Genomic DNA, 16,908 nt, shown 5'->3' on the forward strand with positions numbered 1-16,908 from the left:
TCTACCGGCCCGTCTCGGCGAGGAAGCGTGGTTCGCCGTCGATGGGGAAGGTGCGGGCGATACGCGCGCCGTCGGCGAAGTCGATCTCGTAGACCAGCCCGTCAGCGGGGGCGTTCAGGTAGGCCCGGCCGGCGTCCACGGTGAGTTCGACGCCGGCGAGCAGCGCCTCGGCGCCGTCGGCGGCGAGGGTGGCGGGCAGCAGCGGCTCGGTTGCGGCAAGGGTGCTGCCGGTCGCCGCCTCGAGAACGAGCACCCGGCCGTCGTCGGCGAGGGCCACGACGTGTTCGGCGGAGTCGTCGACCGCGGCGACCTGCAGCAACGGGGTGTCGGTCACCAGCCGCGACCAGCGGCGCTCCCGGGTGTCGAGCAGCCAGGCGCCGGTGTCGCCGGCGACGGCGGCCACGGTGGGCCGGCCGGCGCGGTTGGCGAATTCGAGGGCCCGGTCGGCGTCGTTCACGCCGGCGGGGTACGGGATGCGTTCGAAGGTGATCGTGGACTCTGCCGTCCCTGCGCCCGCGCTGGCGGTGTTCGCCGTGGCCAGCAGGGCTCCGTCGGAACAGCCGAACACCACCCCGACGGCAGTGCTGATCGTTCCGGAGAGCTCGGCGCAGTCCGCGGTCGCCCCGGCGATCGGGGCGCCGGACGACGTGAGCACCTGCACGGCGTCGATGCCGTTCGTGGCGCTGCCCGGCGCATCCGTACGCCCGGCGATCACCCGGTCACCCACCGGAACCAGCGTGCCGGGGCCTGGCTCGACATCGATTCGGGCCAGCTCGGTGATCGTGCCGTCGCCGAGGTCGCCGGTGTCGAGGATCACGGCGGTGCCGGAGTCGGCGAAGCGCACGGTGGTGAGGGTGCCGCCGCCGGAGGTGATGCCGGCGCCGCTGCCGCTGACGGTGCCGACCACGGCAGGGTCGGCCCGGTAGTAGTGCTGGTGGTCTTCGTGGTCCACGGTCCAGGCGCCGCTGTCGACGATCGTGACGGTGCCCTGCTCGGCGGCCGCGGCGAACACGAAGCGACCGTCGGTGGAGACGCCGCTCACCCGGTCGAGGGTGGTGACCGAGGTGGAGGCGCCGTCGAGCAGATCGAGCAGGTCGAGGCGGCCGGTGGCGTCGACCGTGGCGAGGTGCAGCTGCGGTTCGGGCATTTCGGCGGCGCCGGCCACATAGCCGTGCGCGGCGCTCGCCGTGGGAGAGGAGGCCGGGCTCGCGGCCGGGTCGGCACAGGCCGTGATGCCCAGCAAAGCAACGGCGCCGAGCACGGATGCGACGGTTCGGGTGGTCAGGGGAGCGGTGGTCAGGGAACTACTGGGAGGCACTGGCGACTTTCTGGTCGGGCATGGAGGGGGCAAGGGCCGGCCGCGCGGCCGGCGGCGAGGCGGAGTGCGCACGGACGAGGCTGACGAGCCGGCGCCCGGCGGCCGAGACGGCGACGAGGCCCACGGACGCCGCAGCGATCGTGGCGCCGGCCGCGGTGCCGGCATGCCAGGAGACGAGGAGCCCGGCGATCACCGCCGCCGCGCCGAGCAGGGCGGCGAGCAGCATGATCGCGGGGATCCGGCGCACCCAGTGCCCGGCCGCGACGGCGGGCGCGAGCAGCAGGCCCACCACGAGCAGGGAGCCGACGGCGCCGTAGGAGGCGACCACGGCCAGAGTGACCAGGCCGACCAGCACCAGCTGGGCCAGCCGCGGGCGGAGGCCCAGGGTGCGGGCGAGGCGCGCATCGAAGGCCAGCGCCACGAAGGCCCGGTGGAACAGAGCGGCCAGGACCACGGTGACGGCGAGGGCGATGGCCAGCCCGGCCAGGTCGCCGGCCTGGATGGCGAGCACGTCGCCGAACAGGATCGCGGTGAGGTCCACCGCGAAACTGCGCGAATGCGACACGATGATCACACCGAGGGCGAGCATCCCCACGAAGAGCAGGCCGATGCTGGTGTCGGAGGAGAGCCGCCCGCGGCGGGTGATCAGGCCGACACCCAGGCTCATCACCAGCGCGCTCACGGCGGCGCCCACGATCACGGGCAGGCCCAGCAGCGCGGCGAGAGCCACACCGGGCAGCATGCCGTGCGCCATGGCCTCACCGAGGAAGGCCATGCCCCGCACGACCACCCAGGTGCCCACGACGGCGCAGATCGCGGCCACGAGCACACCACCGAGGAGGGCGCGCAGCATGAAATCCGCCGAGAGCGGGTCGGTGAGCCAGGTCATGACAGCGACTCTAACTGATAATGGTTCTCATTATTGATACGGTGGGTGCATGCAACCCTCTCGGACCTCCCCTCAGATCCCCGTGAATCCGCCGCGGATCACCGTCCGGAGCATCCGGGTGACTCATGGGCACACCGTTGCCCTCGACGGCGTGTCGGCCGCGATCGAGCCCGGCCGGGTGACCGCTCTGGCCGGCGCGAACGGGTCGGGCAAGTCCACCCTGCTCGGGGTCCTGGCCGGTATCCAGCCCTGGCAGGCAGGCCAGCGCCACGCGGTGGGCGCCGGCCGGATCGCGATGGTGGTGCAGCGGAGCGCGGCCCCCGACACGCTGCCGCTCACCGTGTTCGAGACCGTGAGCATGGGGAGGTGGGGCCGCCGGGGCCTGTGGCGGCCGCTGTCCGGCGAGGATCGCGCCATCATCGCCGACAGCATCGGCGCCCTCGGCCTGGCCGGGCTCGAACGGCGCTCGCTCGGAGAGCTCTCCGGCGGCCAGCGCCAGCGCGCCCTGGTGGCCCAGGGGCTTGCCCAACGGGCGGATGTGCTGTTGCTCGACGAACCTGCCGCCGGGCTCGACGGTGAGGCGTTGCTGCTCATCGACCTGGCCATCCGCGCCGAGGCCGACCGGGGCGTCGCCGTCGTCTGCGCCACCCACGACCCAGCGGTGATTCGCCGGGCCGACCGGGTAATCCGGTTAGCGGCGGGTGTCCTCGTCAGCCACGCAGCCCCGGGGGAGCACGGCGTCCGGAGTTGACGCGACGGCGCTCAGCCGGCCTGGGCCCAGGCCTCGCGCAGGCAGGCGAGCACGCCGGGGTCGAGATCGTCCGCGGAGTGCAGCTCGAGATGGTGCATGAAGTGGTTGAGCGTGGGCTCGACCACCTCCTTCCACCGCGACGAGGTGTCGAACCGGTCCAGGTCGACCGTGAGCACGAGCGGGGCCACGCTGCCGGAGAGGTACTGAGCCGGCAGCCAGGTCCACGCGAAGGAGCGTTGCCGGCGGAACGCGATCTGGCTCGTCGTCACGCGGACCTCGGCGTCACCGATCGACAGGACGGCCGCAGAGACCGCATCGAAGAGAGTCCGCGCGAGCGGATCGCGGCCCGCGAAGTACTGCTCGAGCGGGATGGTCTTCGCCAGTGCGGTCATGTGCGCCAGGGTAGCCCCGTCCGCCCGGTCGCGCCCGCACCGCTGGTTGAGCCCGTCGAAACCGGGTGAGTTGCCCGCCCAGACCCGCCACGGGCGCTCCGACGGGAGTAGCTTGGCCGCGGTAGGGCCGGCGGCCCGGCGTATCCGGGCAGAGCGGGTGCGCATCCACTAGCTGAGGAATGACCCGCCATGTTGCGAAAACTGGGCGTGAGCGTCGCCCGCCACCGACTCATCGCGCTGCTGTGCTGGGCGGTGGCGCTCGCCGCCTGCCTGGCCACGGCCCTGCTCGGGGTCACCGGGGAGAGTCTCTTCCAACGGCTGTCCAGCGCAGGCCCGTCGGTGGACGGTGAGGCCCAAGCCGCCACCGACCTGATTGAGGGCCCGGCCGACCAGCAGACCGAATCGCTCTCCCTGCTTGTGCACCCCACCGACCTGGCCTCACCCGACCTCGCCGCGATCCTCGACTCCGCCACCCTGCGCCTCGAACAGGTCGACGGGGTCGCCCAGGTGGTCAATCCGCTCGTCATCCCGCCGCTGCCCGACGGAAGCCCCAACCCGGCCGCCGCGCCGCTGCTCTCCGCCGACGGCGCGGGGATGCTCCTGACCGTGGCCATGGACACCACCGACGGAACCGTCAGTGATCCGCTGCTCACCTACGTTCAGCGGCGCCTCCAGGTGGCCGCCGACGAGATCGGCCAACTGGACCCCAACGCCCGGGTCGAGGTCGGCGGAACGCCCCTGATCGTGGAGTCCCTCGTCGCCGTCGCCGAGTCCGACCTGCAGAAAGGCGAACTGATCGCACTGCCGATCGCACTGCTGGTGATGCTGATCATCTTCGGCGGCTTCCTCGCCGCGGGCATCCCGCTGGTCGGCGCCATCGCGTCGATCATCGGGGCGCTCGGGATGCTCTACGCCTTCACCTACGTGTCGGACATCGGCATCACCGTGATGAACGTGATCACCGTGATCGGGCTCGGCCTGTCCATCGACTACGGCCTGCTGATGGTCAGCCGGTTCCGGGAGGAGTTCCGGGCCCGGGTGGGCGGCGGCGGCCCCGGCGCCCCGCCGGGCCCGCACGGCGAGCCGTTCGCGGACCTGCCGCCACTGAAAACCGGGGAGCTGGCCACCCTGCCGCACCACCGGCACAGTCGTCATGAACTGATGCTCCAGGCCGTTGGCGCCACGGTCAACACGGCCGGACGCACCGTGTTGTACTCCGGGCTGACCTTCGCGATCGCCACCGCGGGGCTGCTCGTGTTCGAACCGTCGATCATCCGGGCCATCGCCATCGGCGCCATCTGCGTGGTGCTCATCGCCGTCCTGACCGCGCTGGTCCTGGTGCCGGCGCTGCTCGGCTACCTCGGCGAAAGGCTGGTGCAGCCCGGCGTGCTCACCCGCATCCCCGGAGTCGGCCGGTGGCTCACCCGCTTCGGCGACATCGCGCCGGAGGAAGGCGTCTTCTCCAAGCTGGCCCGACTCGTGCAGCGGGCGCCGGTGCTCGTCGCGCTCGGCGGCACCGCCGTGCTCCTTCTGCTGAGCAGCCCCGTGCTGTCGATGACGGTCGCCAACAGCGCCGACGACGCCATCCCGCCCTCGTCCACCCAGTACGACTTCATCACCACCCTGAACGAGGAGTTCCCCCTGGCCACCGCGCCGCGGGTGCTGCTGGTGTCGAACACCGACGAGGCCGCGGCGGCCGACTGGGCGACAGAGGTCGCCACCCTGCCCGGGGTGACGGATGTGGCGCCGCCGGTCGACCAGAACGGCTACTGGGTGTCCAGGGTGAACGTCGACACCCACTAGGGCGACGACGTGGTGCGCCAGATCCGCGCCGACCGGCCGGCCTTCGAGAACTGGGTCGCCGGCGCCGACGCGCAGGCCGTCGACTACCTCGACTCTCTGGCCAGGGGAGCGCCCTGGGCGGTGCTGATCATCGCCCTCGCCACCTTCGTTCTGCTGTTCCTGATGACCGGATCGGTGATCATCCCGCTCACCGCCCTGGTGATCAGCGCGATCTCGCTGGGCGCGGCCGCCGGCGTCCTGGTCTGGGGGTTCCAGGAGGGCAACCTGTCCGGCCTGCTCAACTTCGACCCCGTCACCATCTCCGGCGTCGACGCCCTCGTGCTGACCCTGGTGCTCACCTTCGGGTTCGGCCTCGCCATGGACTACGAGATGTTCCTGCTCGCCCGGATCAAGGAGCACCACGACCGCGGCGAGAGCACCCGCTTGTCCATCGAGACCGGCCTGCAGAGCTCCGGCCGCATCATCACCTCGGCCGCGCTGATCATCGTGCTGGTCTTCGCGGGCTTCGCCACCGGGGAGCTGATGCAGATGAAACAGATCGGCACGGCCCTGGCCGTGGCGGTGCTGCTGGATGCGACGCTGGTGCGGATCGTGCTCGTGCCCGCCGTGATGACCTCCCTCGAGCGAGTCCTCTGGTGGGCCCCGCGCTGGACCGCCCCCATCCACACCCGCTTCGGCCTCAGCGAATAACAACACGTGCCGCGCACGGGCACGGACCGGCCCGGCCGGGCCGGCCGGGCCGGCGTGGTTGACTTGCGGCATGGCTACTCGGGGGCGCACGTCGCAGGACCGCGCCCCGGGCGGTGCCGGACCGTTCGCCTTCGCGCCGTTCCGCTGGCTGCTCACCGCCCGCACCATCGCCACCCTGGGCAACGCCGCCGCCCCGATCGCCCTCGCCTTCGCGGTGCTCGACCTCACCGGGTCCGCGGTGGACCTCGGCATCGTCGTAGCCAGCCGCTCCCTCGCCAACGTGGCCGTGCTGCTGTTCGGCGGGGTGATCGCCGATCGGCTGCCCAAGCACCTGCTGCTGGTGGGCACCTCCCTCGCGGCCGCGGCCACCCAGGCCGTGGTGGCCGCGCTCGTCCTGTCGGGCTCGGCCACCATCCCGTTGCTCGTGGTCCTCAGTATCCTCAACGGGGCCGTGGCCGCCGTCAGCTTTCCGGCCTCGGCCGCGATCGTGCCGCAGACCGTGCCGGTCACCGAGTTGCGCCCGGCCAACGCCCTGTTGCGGCTGAGCCTCAACGGCGGCGCGATCCTCGGCGCCAGCCTCGGCGCGATCCTGATCGCGGCGGTCGGCCCCGGCTGGGGACTCGCGCTGAATGCCGCATCCTTCGCCCTGGCCGGCATCGTCTTCGCGTTCGTTCGCACGCCCGACGCGCAGCGCACCGTCGCTACCGGCGGCGCCGCGCCCCCGGCCAGCGTCTTCCGGGAGCTGCGGGAGGGCTGGCAGGAGTTCTCCAGCCGCACTTGGGTGTGGGTGGTCGTGGCCCAGTTCGCCCTCGTGAACGCCGCGTTTGTGGGAGCGATCGCGGTGCTCGGCCCGCTCGTGGCCGACGAGAGTTTCGGCCGCGCCGCCTGGGGCCTGATCATCGCCGCCGAAACCGTGGGCCTCGCTCTCGGCGGGATGCTCGCGCTGCGTTGGCGCCCCCGGCACGCCCTGGGCATCGGGGTGGGCCTGGTCGCAGTGACGGCCGTGCCCATCGTGGGACTCGCGCTGGTGCCGCTGGTGCCGCTGCTCGTCATCGCCTTCCTCATCGGCGGGGTGGCCATCGAGCAATTCGGGGTGGCCTGGGACCAGTCGCTGCAGCAGAATATTCCGCAAGACAAGCTCGCCCGGGTGTACTCCTACGACGCGGTCGGCTCGTTCATCGCCATCCCGGTGGGGGAGATCCTGGTGGGACCGCTCGCGCACCTCTGGGGAACCACGCCGGTGCTGCTCGGCTGCGCCGCGGTGATCGTGGTCGCGAGCCTCGCGGCGCTCTCCGTCCGCAGCGTCCGCCGGCTCACCGTCGGCGTGCCCCCTGCCGACGCCCCGCCCGCCGTGGCTGCCGGCACCGATGCTGCTGTGCCTGCCGACCCCGCTCCAAGCCAGCCTTAACTGTTCCCGTTGCGGACATGTGCACCCGGTACGCCGGGTGCAAATGTCCGATTCGGCAACAGTTGCCACCGAGGTCGGCGGGAGGTCGGCGGGCGGTCGGCAGCAGCGGGGAGGTCGACGCTCAGTCGCCGAGGCCCAGGATGCTGACGCCGGCGTCGCGCAGCCCGGCCAGAGTCGGATCGTCGGCCGCGGTGTCGGTGATGAGGCCCGCGATCTCGTCGAACGGCAGCACCCGGTAGGGCGAGGCCACCCCGATCTTCTCGGCACTCGCCAACACGTAGGTGTCGGCCGCCCGGCCCGCCAGCGCCCGTTTCATCGCGGCCTCCTCCACATCTCCGGTGGTCAGGCCGGCGGTGGGATGCACCCCGGTGACGCCGAGCAGGAACAGGTCGGCGGTGATCGCCTGGGCGGCCTCGACCGCGGCGGCGCCGCAGGTCACCGCGGAGTGCTTGAACAGCCGGCCGCCGAGCAGGAAGACCTCGACGCCGTCGTGCGGCACCAGCGCGGCGGCGATGGTGGGGCTATGGGTGATGATCGTGCAGGTCAGGGTCGAAGGCAGCGCCTGCACCACCGCGAGGGTGGTCGTGCCGCCGTCGAGGATCACGGTGCTGCCCGGCATGATCAGCCGGGCCGCACGCGCGGCGACCCGGTCCTTGCTGTCGGGTTCCACGAGCCTGCGCTCGGCATACTGCGCCAGTGCGGGCGACACCGGCAGGGCACCGCCGTAGACCCGCTGGCATAGGCCCGCGGCGGCGAGTTCGCGCAGGTCGCGGCGCACGCTGTCGTCGGAGAGGCCCAGTTCTGCGGCGATCTCCTTGGCCACGACCTTGCCGTCCCTGGCGAGGCGGTCGAGCAGGAGTGCCTGGCGTTCCGCAGCGAGCATTTCGCGTTCCTTCCGAGTTGTGCATGTTTCTGCACGTTGTATTACTGTAGCGGACATGACCAGCTCCCTGATGATCCTGATCGCCGGCCCCTACCGTTCGGGCACCGGCGACGACCCCGTGCTCCTCCGCCAGAACCTCGCCCGCCTCGAAGAGGCCGCCTGGCCGATCTTCCAGGCCGGCCACGTGCCGATGATCGGCGAGTGGGTGGCGCTGCCGGTTCTCGCCAGCGCCGGGGTGACGGATGTGGCCCATCCGCTGGCCGCCGACGTGATGTATCCCACGGCCGAGCGCCTGCTCGAGAGGTGCGACGGTGTGCTGCGGCTGCCCGGCGACTCCCGCGGCGCCGACCAGGATGTCGCCATCGCCCGGCGCCGGGGCATGCCGGTGTACACCAGCCTCGCCGAGATCCCGGGCCTGACCGAAGCACCGGCGCACCGGTGACCCCGGTCGCACTCGGGCGACTGGGCGTCGACCTGCCGGACGGTCGGGGGCGCACCGGCCTGGACCAGGCCGGCACCGGCCTGCACGGCAACCCTGCCGTCACGGTCGAGCGGGTGGAGGTGACGTCCGACGGATGGCATGTGCTGCGGCGCACCACCTTCGGCTACCGGCGGCGCGATGGCCAGGTCGTCACCGAGCAGCGGGAAACGTACGACCGCGGCAACGGCGCCACCATCCTGCTCTATGACCCGGACCGGCGCACCGTGCTGCTCACCCGGCAATTCCGCTACGCCGCCTACGTCAACGGCCACGCCGACGGCATGCTCATCGAAACCGCGGCCGGGCTGCTCGACGACGACGCCCCCGAGGTGGCGATCCGCCGGGAGGCCGGCGAGGAGCTCGGCGTGAGGGTCGGCGCGGTGCGGCACGTCTTCGACCTGTACATGAGCCCGGGCTCGGTCACCGAGCTGGTGCACTTCTATCTGGCCGAGTACGGGCCGGCCGACCGGGTCGACTCCGGGGGCGGTCTCGCCGAGGAGGGTGAAGACATCGAGGTGCTCGAGCTGCCCATCGACGACGCCCTGGCCATGGTGGCCGACGGCCGCATCGTCGACGGCAAGACCGTCAGCCTGCTGCAGTGGGCGGCACTGGCCGGCATCTTCCAGGCCTGCACGAACCCGGCCTCCCGCACGGTGGCGAAGTCCGACTAGTCGGCCGGATGCTGACCGCGCGTGGCCACCTCGGCCTCGGCGAGCTCGGTGAGCTTCTCGAGACTCAGGGGCCACTGTTCGCCGAACATGCCCGCCCACTCATCGTCCACGTCCACATCCACCGTCAGGGTGGTGACCCCGTCGGCCTCGGTGAAGGTGTAGTTCTCGTGGGTGCCGATCAACCGCTTGGCGTCGTCACTGGTGGTGTCCTCGATGCCGTTCACGATCTGCCCGCGGTACTCGATGGAGAGGAACTCGTGCGGGCGGTGCTCGACGATCACCCCGACCATGCCGCCCTCGTCCCCGTCCTCGTCGCTGCCGAAAAACCGGATCTCGCTGCCGGGCAACCAGCTGCCGAGGAAATACGACCCCGGGTTGAACACGCTGGTCCACTGCCGGTAGGTGGCGTCGTCGAGCATCGTCTCCCAGACGATTTCGGCCGGGGCATTGATCTGGGTTGAAAAATGCATGGTTTCCATGGCGGGAGTGTAGCTCCGGTCTCGCGGCTGCGCAGCCGGTTCGGCTGCCCGCTGCGCCCAGGCTGCCTCGGCCAGATCCTTGAGCTTGGCCAGACCCTTCGGCCACAGCTCACCGAACAGTTCGGCGTAGGTGTCGGCGGTGTCCACGTCGATCGTCACCGTCGTCGCCCCATCGACCTCGCTGAAAGTGTAGGCCTCGCGCGCGCCGATCAGTTGCCTGGCCTCTCGGCTGGTGGTGTCATCGACGTCGTTCACGATCTGGCCCTGGTACTCGATCAGCACGAACTCGTACGGACGATGTTCGGTGATCACCCCGTACATGCCGTTGAGGCCGTTCAGCTCACCGCCGGGATTGCTGCCGAGAAACCGGATCTCGCTTCCGGGCAACCAGTCACCCTCGAAGTAGGAGTCCGGGTCGAACACGCTCGTCCACTGCCGGTAGGTGGAAGCGTCGAACATCGTCTGCCAGACGATGGCGGCCGGCGCATTCACCAGAATTGAGAAATGCTGCGTTTCCATGCGGTGAGTGTAGCTCCGGCCGCATCACGCTCCTAGGGCTCGGCACCGGACCCGAATGCCGGGAGTATGAGATTGTTCGAAAGTACCTTCCCATCCCATCCTGTGGATAACCCTGTGGACAGGGTGTGGAAAACCCCGGAATCACCGCGCTGAGGCTGTGGATTGGGCTGTGGAAAAGCTGGGGAGAGAGCTGTGCACTTCTCCGAAACGGCCCGGCGCGGCGAAGTCCGCTCCCCGCCTCCCGCGTGCTAGCACTCTCGAAAGCGGATTCGTCTGCGCGCGGCTCGGGGGCCGCCCGGAATTCCGTGGTCACGGCCGGGGGCGTGGAAGGTCTAGCCTGATCCTCAGCGGCACTGTGGCCGCGGGGGGCACGCACCGGCGCGGAGGCCCCGGAAAGCGGCCAGTGAGTTCGACGGATATGACACGATCGGCGGAATTCGATGCCTTCGGCCCCTGGGTGGACCGGGTGCACGACGCCACAGAGGTCCCCGGCCTGTACCGGGACTACCCGGTGGATTTTGTCACCAGCCGGCTTGTGCTCAAGGTGCCCCGCAACATCAGCCGGCGCGATGCGCTGCCCACGATGGACCTCTACGACCACCTGATCATCGCGGCCCCGGAGACGCTCGTCGTGCTGAGCCGCGCGAACGCCGACACCAGCGGGAGCCCCCGCGGCTACACCGAGAGGACCCTCGGCTACGGGGACGTCGTCGCGGTCACCGACACCATCGACCTGGTGGACGGTCGCCTCGACATCCTGGCCCGCACGGGCGAGACCCTCACCGTGCCGTACAACGGGTCGTCGCAACAGGTGATCACCCGCCTCGTCGACGTGCTGAGCGAACTCACGCTGGCGGCGCTGCGGCCCACGCCCGCCGTGACCATCCCCGAAGCGGATGCCCCGCCCGCCGACCTCGATCTGCTCGACCTGGGCAAGGAAGATGTGGGCCTGGTCACCTCGTACTTCGACGTGATGCGCCACGAGCTCGGGGCGACGCTGCTCGCCGCCCACGGCCGGACACTCTTGCCGCCCCGCGGCGGCCTGGTCAGTCGGGCCGTGCACGCCCTCTACCCGATGACCCTGCACGGAGCGGTGCTCTGCCGCACCGACCGTGAGCTGCACATCGTCGGCCGCAAGGGCTGGCTGGTGCGCGGAAACACCCCGGATCTGTCGCGCTCGCACACGAGCATCCCGTTGGCCGCGATCGATGAGATCGTGCTGGCGCCGCACCCGACCTACCTGGGCGCCTCCGTCGTCACCGTCCGCCTGGGCGCGGCGCGGATCGACCTGGTGCTGCCCGAGGGTTCGGCCGCCGTGCAGGCGCTCGTCCGGTAGCAGCTGCCGGGCCGAGGTCATTCCCAAGACCCATCCGCGCGGTTATCGTCGGTGATATGAAGCTCATCACCTACGCCGGTGGCACCATCCTCACCGGCGACGACGTCGCGGAGGCCTTACTCGACTACGTCACCGCACACTCCCAGGGTGAGGAGAGCATTGCGGTGGAGATCCAGGTGCTCGAACCCGACGGCAGCACCCGCACGCACACTCTCGTGCTCGGCCCGGCCACCGAACTGGACGTCGCCGATGTCGCGGAGGACTCGCTCGCGGGTGAGATCGCGCTCTTTCCCCTGCCGGTCTTCCCGCCCAGCCACATCCTCGCGGTGAAGGAGCCGTCGGCCGAGACCGAGGCGGAGGCCGAGGAGCACGCCGCGGACTTCAACAGGGCGGTCGAGGAAATCGACCAGGGCAGCGATGGGTTGTTCGACCGGTGAGAACCGGCGGGTGCCGAGTGTCATAGCCAGCGAGGCCACCTCGGCCTACACTCCGTCGTGAGACACCTGTCCGCGTCGGTCCTCGGATCGTGCGGGCCCTCCGGTCACGACGAGGAATGTGCAAAACGAGGAATGCGATGGGCAAGTTCATCTACGGGACGCCGGCGATCTCGGTGGAGATCGACGACCGCACACTCGCGCACCTCAAGGTCGTGATCGTGGCCAAGCTGCGCCGGGGCGAGAGTTTCGCATTCTCCTGGGAACGGTCCAAGGACTCGGGCAGTGGCCACAGCTCCATCTGGCTGAACCCCGCGGTACCCCTCGATTTCGAGTTCTCCGGCAAGCGGGAGCCCACCCTCAACCGCACCTGGATCGATGAACTCGTGCAGGTGGCGAACACCCCGGCCGGCCTGCGCATCCTCCCCGAACCGCCAGAGCGGACCCCGCGAGCCGAGTGACCCACGCGCCTCAGGTGAGGTCGTCGAAGTCGCCGCGCGCCCAGCCCCAGTGCCGGTCGGCCGATCGGCGCACCACGCCGCGGGCATCCGCCGCGATCACGGTGTCGAAGTTGCCGTACAGCCGGTCGAAGGTCAACCGCTCGAGGGTGCGGGCGATCCGCTCCACCACCGGACCCGACAGAGGCAGCCGGTTGGGGTAGCTGCGCATGAAGCTCACCGAGGTACGGTCGGGGTTGGCGAACACGGTGTCGCCGCTGAGCAGCACTCCCCGCCCCGCCGCGCCGGCCGCCCAGTGCAGCACCCCGCTGCCGGGGAAGTGTCCGCCCACCTGCATCAGCGTGACGCCGGGCAACAGGCGCACCTCGCCCGACCACGCCCGGATCACCGGGTCGGGCCTGGCCACCCAGGCCAGGTCGGCCTCGGCCACCAGCACGGGCGCGCCGCCGAGCGCCCTGCTCCACTCCACCTGCAGACCGAACATGTGCGGATGGCTGGCCACGATCGCGCGCACCGGCCCGCGTTCGAGCACCCGGCCGGCGATGTCGTCGTCCACGAAGCCGATCGGGTCCCAGAGCACGCTGCCCGTGGGGGTGGAGAGCAACTTGGTCTGCTGGCCGATGCCCACGGTCGGGGTGCTCTCGATGCCGAACAGGTCGGGTTCGAGCTCGAGGAGCTCGGCCCGGCAACCCGCCTCGTGCAGGTCGGGCAGCGTGGTCCACCGCTGGCCGTCGGCCGGCACCCACTGCCGTTCATCGGCGCAGATGGCGCAGACGCCGGTGTTCTCGGCGTGCTCGACGCCACAGGTGGCACAGATCCAGAAGCTCACGGGGTACCTTCCGCAGGTGTCACAGACGGATGTTGCCGTCAGTATGCCGCCGCGGCACCGAGTTGCCCACCCGCGGACGAGCTGCCCCGCCACATGCTCCCGTCCGTCCGGCCGCTCAGCGCGGGGTGAACGCCGCGTGGAACAGACCCCAGGCCCGTCGGGCCACATCCGGGCGGTCGGCGGCGTCGCTGCGGGCCAGCACCCCGGCCAGCATCGACACCGCGAGGATCACATCGGCGGTACCGACGTGTTCGCCGATCCGGCCGGCCGCCTGCTCGCGCACGAGGAGTCGGGCCACGACGATGTCGAGCCGGTCGGCCAGGTGCACAGCGCGGGGATCGTGGGCATCTTCCATCACCAGGTCGATGAGCGCGGTCGAGGCCAGCGCCTGTTCGATCACGCGGTCCAGCAGGTCGTCGAGGGTGCTCTCGGGCCGGTCCACGAACGTCTCGAGCGCCGCGAGGTTCTCGTCGAAGATGGCGATCGCCAGGGCGGTGCGGTCGGGGAAGTGCCTGTAGAGACTGCCCTGGCCGACGCCGGCCCGGCGGGCCACGGCGCTCAGTGGCGCGGAGAAGCCGTCGGCGGCAAAGACCTCCCGCGCGGCGGCGAGGAGCGCCCGCCGGTTTTCGGGTCCGGCACTCGGTCCCCGATTCGCTTTGGAATGTGTGCCCATCGAGGTAGGTTACATCCGGACAGTGTTGTCCGGATCGAGGAGGAGTCATGACCGCCCACTGGGATCGCGAAGTAGACGTACTTGTAGCAGGATCGGGTGCCGCGGGGTTGACCGCCGCCATCACCGCCGCCGACGCGGGACTCACCGCCCTCATCGTCGAGAGCACCGGCCGCTGGGGCGGCACCACCATGCTCAGCGGTGGCGGCCTGTGGATGCCGAACAACCCGTTGATGAAGAAGCTCGGCATCCAGGACTCCCGCGCCGACGCCCTCGCCTACCTGGCGGCGTCAGTCGGTGACGCCGGCCCGGCCAGTTCCATCGAGCGCCGAGAGGCCTTCGTGGATGCCGTGCCGCGCGTGTTCGGCCTGCTCGCCGGCCTCGGTGTGCGCTGGTGCGCGGCGAAGGACTACCCCGACTACTACCCGGACCGGCCCGGCGGCCGGGTCGGCCGTGGCATCGAGGTGCAACCCTTCGACGCCAAGCGCCTGGGCGACTGGGTGAAGTCCTCCCGCGCCGATGAGGGCATCCCGGCACCGTTGAAGACCGACGACGTCTGGCTGCTGTCCAGGGCCTGGTCCACGCCGAGCGGCTTCGTGCGCGGCGCCCGCTTCGTCTTCCGCACCCTCGGCGGCATCGTCACCGGCAAGCGCCTGCACGGGCTCGGCGGCGCCCTGGTGATGTCGCTGATGGAGATCGTGCGCCGGCAGGGCACCGAGGTGCTCCTGGACTCCCCGGTCACCGAGCTGGTGCTCGAGGACGGCCGCGTGGTCGGCGCGATCGTCACCACGCCGGCCGGACCGGTGCGCATCCGGGCCCGGGCCGGCGTGGTTCTCGGCGCCGGCGGCTTCGCCCAGAACCAGGAGTGGCGCCAGAAGTACCACGGCATGCCCGGCAACAGCTCGGCGGCCGCCGGCGACCAGGGCACCGCCATCGACGTGGGCGTCAAGGCCGGCGGTGCGCTGGCGATGATGGACGACGCCTGGTGGGGCTCCGCCGTGCCGATGGTCGACGGCACGGCTCAGTTCATGCTCTCCGAGCGGTCGATGCCGTTCGGCATCATCGTCGACCAGGCCGGCTCCCGGTACACCAACGAGTCCCAGAGCTACATCGACTTCGGCCACGACATGATCGAGCACCACCGGCACACGCCGACGATCCCGTCCTGGTTGATCGTGGACGTGCGGCACCGCCGCCGTTACCTGTTCTCGCCGCTGCTGATGGGCGGCAAGGCCCTGCGGGCCAACGGCATCGTCGTCACCGCGGACACCCTCGAGGAGCTCGCCGGCCGGCTGAACATCGATCCGGGGGCGCTGCGGGCCACCGTCGAGAGGTTCAACGGCTTCGCCCGAAGCGGGGTGGACCTGGACTTCGGCCGCGGCCGAACCGTCTACGACAACTACTACGGCGACCCGAGCGTCAAACCCAACCCCAACCTCGGCCCGCTCGAAAAGGGCCCGTTCACGGCGGTCAAGGTGGTGCCGGGTGACCTCGGCACCAAGGGCGGCCTGCTCACCGACGAGAACGGCCAGGTGCTCACCGAGGCCGGTGTCCCGATCCCGGGACTCTACGCCGCCGGCAACACCACGGCCTCCGTGATGGGCCACACCTACCCGGGTCCAGGCTCCACGATCGCCCCCGCGATGGTGTTCGGCTACCTCGCCGCCCTGCACGCGGCCGCAACTTCCGTCTCCGTCAACCCCGCGGAGACGGTCATCCCGAAAGAAAAGGAACCACTCGCATGACCCAGAGCATCCTCACCGCCGATTCCTCCGTAGGCTCCTGGCTCGACGACCCGATCGGCGGACCCATCCTGCGCGACCTGCTCGCCCAGGGCGGCCAGAGCGCCGACGCGCTGCGTCCGGTGCGCAAGCTCGCGATCAAGCGTCTGGTCAAGCTCAGCAAGGGTCAGTTCCCGGCCGAGCTGATCGACGACCTGGTGCGCAGGGTGGCGGCCGGTGACGTGCCCGCCTCCGCCGCGGCAACGGATGCGCCGGCCGCCGCCCCGGCCGCCGCCGGCGCCGTCGAACGCCCCGAGTGGGTCGAACGCATCGATGCGGGCCGGTTCACCGGCAAGACCGTCATCGTCACCGGAGCCGGTTCCGGAATCGGCCGGGCCACCGCCGCCAGGGTCGCCCGGGAGGGCGGCCGGGTGATCGCCGTCGACATCTCCGAGGAACGCCTCGACGATTTCGTGGCCGAGCTCGCCGGCGCCGACATCGTTCCAGTGGTGGCGAACATCACCGACGATGCCGCCATCGCCGCGATCGTCGAGGCCGCCGGCGGCCAGATCGACGCCCTCGCCAACGTCGCCGGCATCATGGACGACATGACCCCGGTGCACGAGGTGACCGACGCCGTCTGGCAGCGGGTGTTCGCGATCAACGTGGACGGCAGCATGAAGCTCATGCGCGCCGTGGTGCCGGGGATGCTCGAGCGCCAGTACGGCTCGATCGTCAACGTGGCCTCAGAGGCGGCTCTCCGCGGCTCCGCGGCCGGTGTGGCCTACACGGCGTCCAAGCACGCCGTCGTGGGGCTGACCAAGAGCAGCGCGTACATGTACGGACCCAGCGGCATCCGGGTGAACGCGGTGGCCCCGGGCCCCGTCATCACCAATATCGAGGCGAAGTTCGCGTCCGAGCTCGGTGCCCAGCGGGTGCGCGCCGGCATGGCGGTGCTGACCGACGCCGTCGAGGCGGATGCGCTCGCCGCGTCGATCACCTTCCTGCTCAGCGATGACGGCGTGAACGTGAACGGTCAGGTGCTCGCCAGCGACGGCGGCTGGTCGGTGGCCTAGCCGCCGGGTCTCGATGCTCCTATTGATTGTCAAGCGGCAATTTGGGTTGCTGAATGACGTTCTTGGACGGCGATGAGGATGGGGAAGATTTCTCGGGCGA

At 70.7% G+C, this 16,908-nt stretch carries 18 protein-coding genes; 11 read left to right on the plus strand and 7 right to left on the minus strand.

What is annotated here, in order from left to right:
* Position 1: 1 nt before the first annotated feature.
* The gene (locus tag RCH12_RS13185; RefSeq protein WP_327017142.1) at positions 2 to 1,318 is read right to left on the minus strand and encodes an ABC transporter; all 1,317 of its coding nucleotides are present in this window, start codon (positions 1,316 to 1,318) and stop codon (positions 2 to 4) included.
* Entirely contained in the window at positions 1,305 to 2,207 is a 903-nt protein-coding gene (gene aztB / locus RCH12_RS13190) for a zinc ABC transporter permease AztB (RefSeq protein WP_327017143.1), read from the minus strand. The genes RCH12_RS13185 and aztB overlap by 14 nt, the downstream gene beginning before the upstream one ends.
* 49 nt (positions 2,208 to 2,256) lie before the next feature.
* On the opposite strand from aztB, the gene aztA reads away from it, so the two are divergent.
* Positions 2,257 to 2,958, plus strand: a complete 702-nt coding sequence (aztA, locus tag RCH12_RS13195) for a zinc ABC transporter ATP-binding protein AztA (RefSeq protein WP_327017144.1) — start codon at positions 2,257 to 2,259, stop codon at positions 2,956 to 2,958.
* Between the two features lie 11 nt (positions 2,959 to 2,969).
* On the opposite strand, the gene RCH12_RS13200 is transcribed toward aztA, so the two are convergent.
* Positions 2,970 to 3,350: a DUF5655 domain-containing protein gene (locus tag RCH12_RS13200; protein WP_133163777.1), complete on the minus strand. Its 381-nt coding sequence runs from the start codon at positions 3,348 to 3,350 to the stop codon at positions 2,970 to 2,972.
* A gap of 189 nt (positions 3,351 to 3,539) precedes the next feature.
* Between RCH12_RS13200 and RCH12_RS13205 the strand changes: the two genes are divergently transcribed.
* From RCH12_RS13205 to RCH12_RS13215, 3 genes are all read left to right on the plus strand, one after another.
* A complete protein-coding gene (locus RCH12_RS13205) occupies positions 3,540 to 5,153 on the plus strand; it encodes an MMPL family transporter (RefSeq protein ID WP_327017145.1) in 1,614 nt (537 codons plus the stop codon).
* A gap of 9 nt (positions 5,154 to 5,162) precedes the next feature.
* Positions 5,163 to 5,843 (plus strand): MMPL family transporter, encoded by a 681-nt coding sequence (locus RCH12_RS13210; RefSeq protein WP_327017146.1) that lies wholly within the window; start codon positions 5,163 to 5,165, stop codon positions 5,841 to 5,843.
* A 70-nt stretch (positions 5,844 to 5,913) separates the two neighbouring features.
* A complete protein-coding gene (locus tag RCH12_RS13215) occupies positions 5,914 to 7,251 on the plus strand; it encodes an MFS transporter (protein WP_327017147.1) in 1,338 nt (445 codons plus the stop codon).
* 121 nt (positions 7,252 to 7,372) lie between these two features.
* On the opposite strand, the gene RCH12_RS13220 is transcribed toward RCH12_RS13215, so the two are convergent.
* Complete coding sequence (locus RCH12_RS13220) at positions 7,373 to 8,134, minus strand: DeoR/GlpR family DNA-binding transcription regulator (protein ID WP_327017148.1); 762 nt, start codon at positions 8,132 to 8,134, stop codon at positions 7,373 to 7,375.
* A 55-nt stretch (positions 8,135 to 8,189) separates the two neighbouring features.
* Here RCH12_RS13220 and RCH12_RS13225 point away from each other — a divergent pair, with 55 nt between their 5' ends.
* On the plus strand, positions 8,190 to 8,576 hold the full coding sequence (locus tag RCH12_RS13225) for a DUF4406 domain-containing protein (protein WP_327017149.1): 387 nt from the start codon (positions 8,190 to 8,192) through the stop codon (positions 8,574 to 8,576).
* Positions 8,573 to 9,286 carry an NUDIX domain-containing protein gene (locus tag RCH12_RS13230; RefSeq protein WP_327017150.1) on the plus strand — a complete coding sequence of 238 codons (714 nt, stop codon included), beginning with the start codon at positions 8,573 to 8,575 and terminating at the stop codon, positions 9,284 to 9,286. The genes RCH12_RS13225 and RCH12_RS13230 overlap by 4 nt, the downstream gene beginning before the upstream one ends.
* On the opposite strand, the gene RCH12_RS13235 is transcribed toward RCH12_RS13230, so the two are convergent.
* Entirely contained in the window at positions 9,283 to 10,284 is a 1,002-nt protein-coding gene (locus tag RCH12_RS13235; RefSeq protein ID WP_103430907.1) for an SRPBCC family protein, read from the minus strand. The genes RCH12_RS13230 and RCH12_RS13235 overlap by 4 nt on opposite strands.
* A 418-nt stretch (positions 10,285 to 10,702) precedes the next feature.
* On the opposite strand from RCH12_RS13235, the gene RCH12_RS13240 reads away from it, so the two are divergent.
* The 3 genes from RCH12_RS13240 to RCH12_RS13250 all read left to right on the plus strand — a co-directional run bounded on the left by RCH12_RS13240 (position 10,703) and on the right by RCH12_RS13250 (position 12,515).
* A complete protein-coding gene (locus tag RCH12_RS13240) occupies positions 10,703 to 11,620 on the plus strand; it encodes a hypothetical protein (protein WP_327017151.1) in 918 nt (305 codons plus the stop codon).
* A 56-nt stretch (positions 11,621 to 11,676) separates the two neighbouring features.
* A complete protein-coding gene (locus tag RCH12_RS13245) occupies positions 11,677 to 12,057 on the plus strand; it encodes a hypothetical protein (RefSeq protein ID WP_103430905.1) in 381 nt (126 codons plus the stop codon).
* A 137-nt stretch (positions 12,058 to 12,194) separates the two neighbouring features.
* Complete coding sequence (locus tag RCH12_RS13250; RefSeq protein WP_088457684.1) at positions 12,195 to 12,515, plus strand: DUF7882 family protein; 321 nt, start codon at positions 12,195 to 12,197, stop codon at positions 12,513 to 12,515.
* Positions 12,516 to 12,525: 10 nt separating this feature from the next.
* On the opposite strand, the gene RCH12_RS13255 is transcribed toward RCH12_RS13250, so the two are convergent.
* Together RCH12_RS13255 and RCH12_RS13260 are read right to left on the minus strand one after the other, a co-directional pair.
* Positions 12,526 to 13,341 (minus strand): MBL fold metallo-hydrolase, encoded by an 816-nt coding sequence (locus tag RCH12_RS13255; protein WP_327017152.1) that lies wholly within the window; start codon positions 13,339 to 13,341, stop codon positions 12,526 to 12,528.
* Between the two features lie 115 nt (positions 13,342 to 13,456).
* Positions 13,457 to 14,014, minus strand: coding sequence for a TetR/AcrR family transcriptional regulator (locus tag RCH12_RS13260; protein WP_103430903.1), 558 nt, complete (start codon positions 14,012 to 14,014; stop codon positions 13,457 to 13,459).
* Positions 14,015 to 14,061: 47 nt separating this feature from the next.
* Between RCH12_RS13260 and RCH12_RS13265 the strand changes: the two genes are divergently transcribed.
* A complete protein-coding gene (locus tag RCH12_RS13265) occupies positions 14,062 to 15,756 on the plus strand; it encodes an FAD-binding protein (RefSeq protein WP_327017153.1) in 1,695 nt (564 codons plus the stop codon).
* On the plus strand, positions 15,753 to 16,808 hold the full coding sequence (locus RCH12_RS13270; RefSeq protein WP_327017154.1) for an SDR family NAD(P)-dependent oxidoreductase: 1,056 nt from the start codon (positions 15,753 to 15,755) through the stop codon (positions 16,806 to 16,808). The genes RCH12_RS13265 and RCH12_RS13270 overlap by 4 nt, the downstream gene beginning before the upstream one ends.
* Positions 16,809 to 16,908: the final 100 nt, after the last annotated feature.

The sequence above is a fragment of the Cryobacterium sp. MP_3.1 genome, from assembly GCF_035984795.1.
GTDB classification, from domain to species: Bacteria; Actinomycetota; Actinomycetes; order Actinomycetales; family Microbacteriaceae; genus Cryobacterium; species Cryobacterium zongtaii.

Bases quoted from the DNA above. Each gene is read 5' to 3' on its own strand.
- RCH12_RS13265 (WP_327017153.1), top strand. From the start codon at position 14,062: ATGACCGCCCACTGGGATCGCGAAGTAGACGTACTTGTAGCAGGATCG.
- RCH12_RS13200 (WP_133163777.1), bottom strand. From the start codon at position 3,350: ATGACCGCACTGGCGAAGACCATCCCGCTCGAGCAGTACTTCGCGGGC.
- RCH12_RS13260 (WP_103430903.1), bottom strand. From the start codon at position 14,014: ATGGGCACACATTCCAAAGCGAATCGGGGACCGAGTGCCGGACCCGAA.
- RCH12_RS13225 (WP_327017149.1), top strand. From the start codon at position 8,190: ATGACCAGCTCCCTGATGATCCTGATCGCCGGCCCCTACCGTTCGGGC.
- RCH12_RS13250 (WP_088457684.1), top strand. From the start codon at position 12,195: ATGGGCAAGTTCATCTACGGGACGCCGGCGATCTCGGTGGAGATCGAC.
- RCH12_RS13215 (WP_327017147.1), top strand. From the start codon at position 5,914: ATGGCTACTCGGGGGCGCACGTCGCAGGACCGCGCCCCGGGCGGTGCC.
- RCH12_RS13220 (WP_327017148.1), bottom strand. From the start codon at position 8,134: ATGCTCGCTGCGGAACGCCAGGCACTCCTGCTCGACCGCCTCGCCAGG.
- RCH12_RS13245 (WP_103430905.1), top strand. From the start codon at position 11,677: ATGAAGCTCATCACCTACGCCGGTGGCACCATCCTCACCGGCGACGAC.
- aztA (WP_327017144.1), top strand. From the start codon at position 2,257: ATGCAACCCTCTCGGACCTCCCCTCAGATCCCCGTGAATCCGCCGCGG.
- aztB (WP_327017143.1), bottom strand. From the start codon at position 2,207: ATGACCTGGCTCACCGACCCGCTCTCGGCGGATTTCATGCTGCGCGCC.
- RCH12_RS13205 (WP_327017145.1), top strand. From the start codon at position 3,540: ATGTTGCGAAAACTGGGCGTGAGCGTCGCCCGCCACCGACTCATCGCG.
- RCH12_RS13235 (WP_103430907.1), bottom strand. From the start codon at position 10,284: ATGGAAACGCAGCATTTCTCAATTCTGGTGAATGCGCCGGCCGCCATC.
- RCH12_RS13270 (WP_327017154.1), top strand. From the start codon at position 15,753: ATGACCCAGAGCATCCTCACCGCCGATTCCTCCGTAGGCTCCTGGCTC.
- RCH12_RS13240 (WP_327017151.1), top strand. From the start codon at position 10,703: ATGACACGATCGGCGGAATTCGATGCCTTCGGCCCCTGGGTGGACCGG.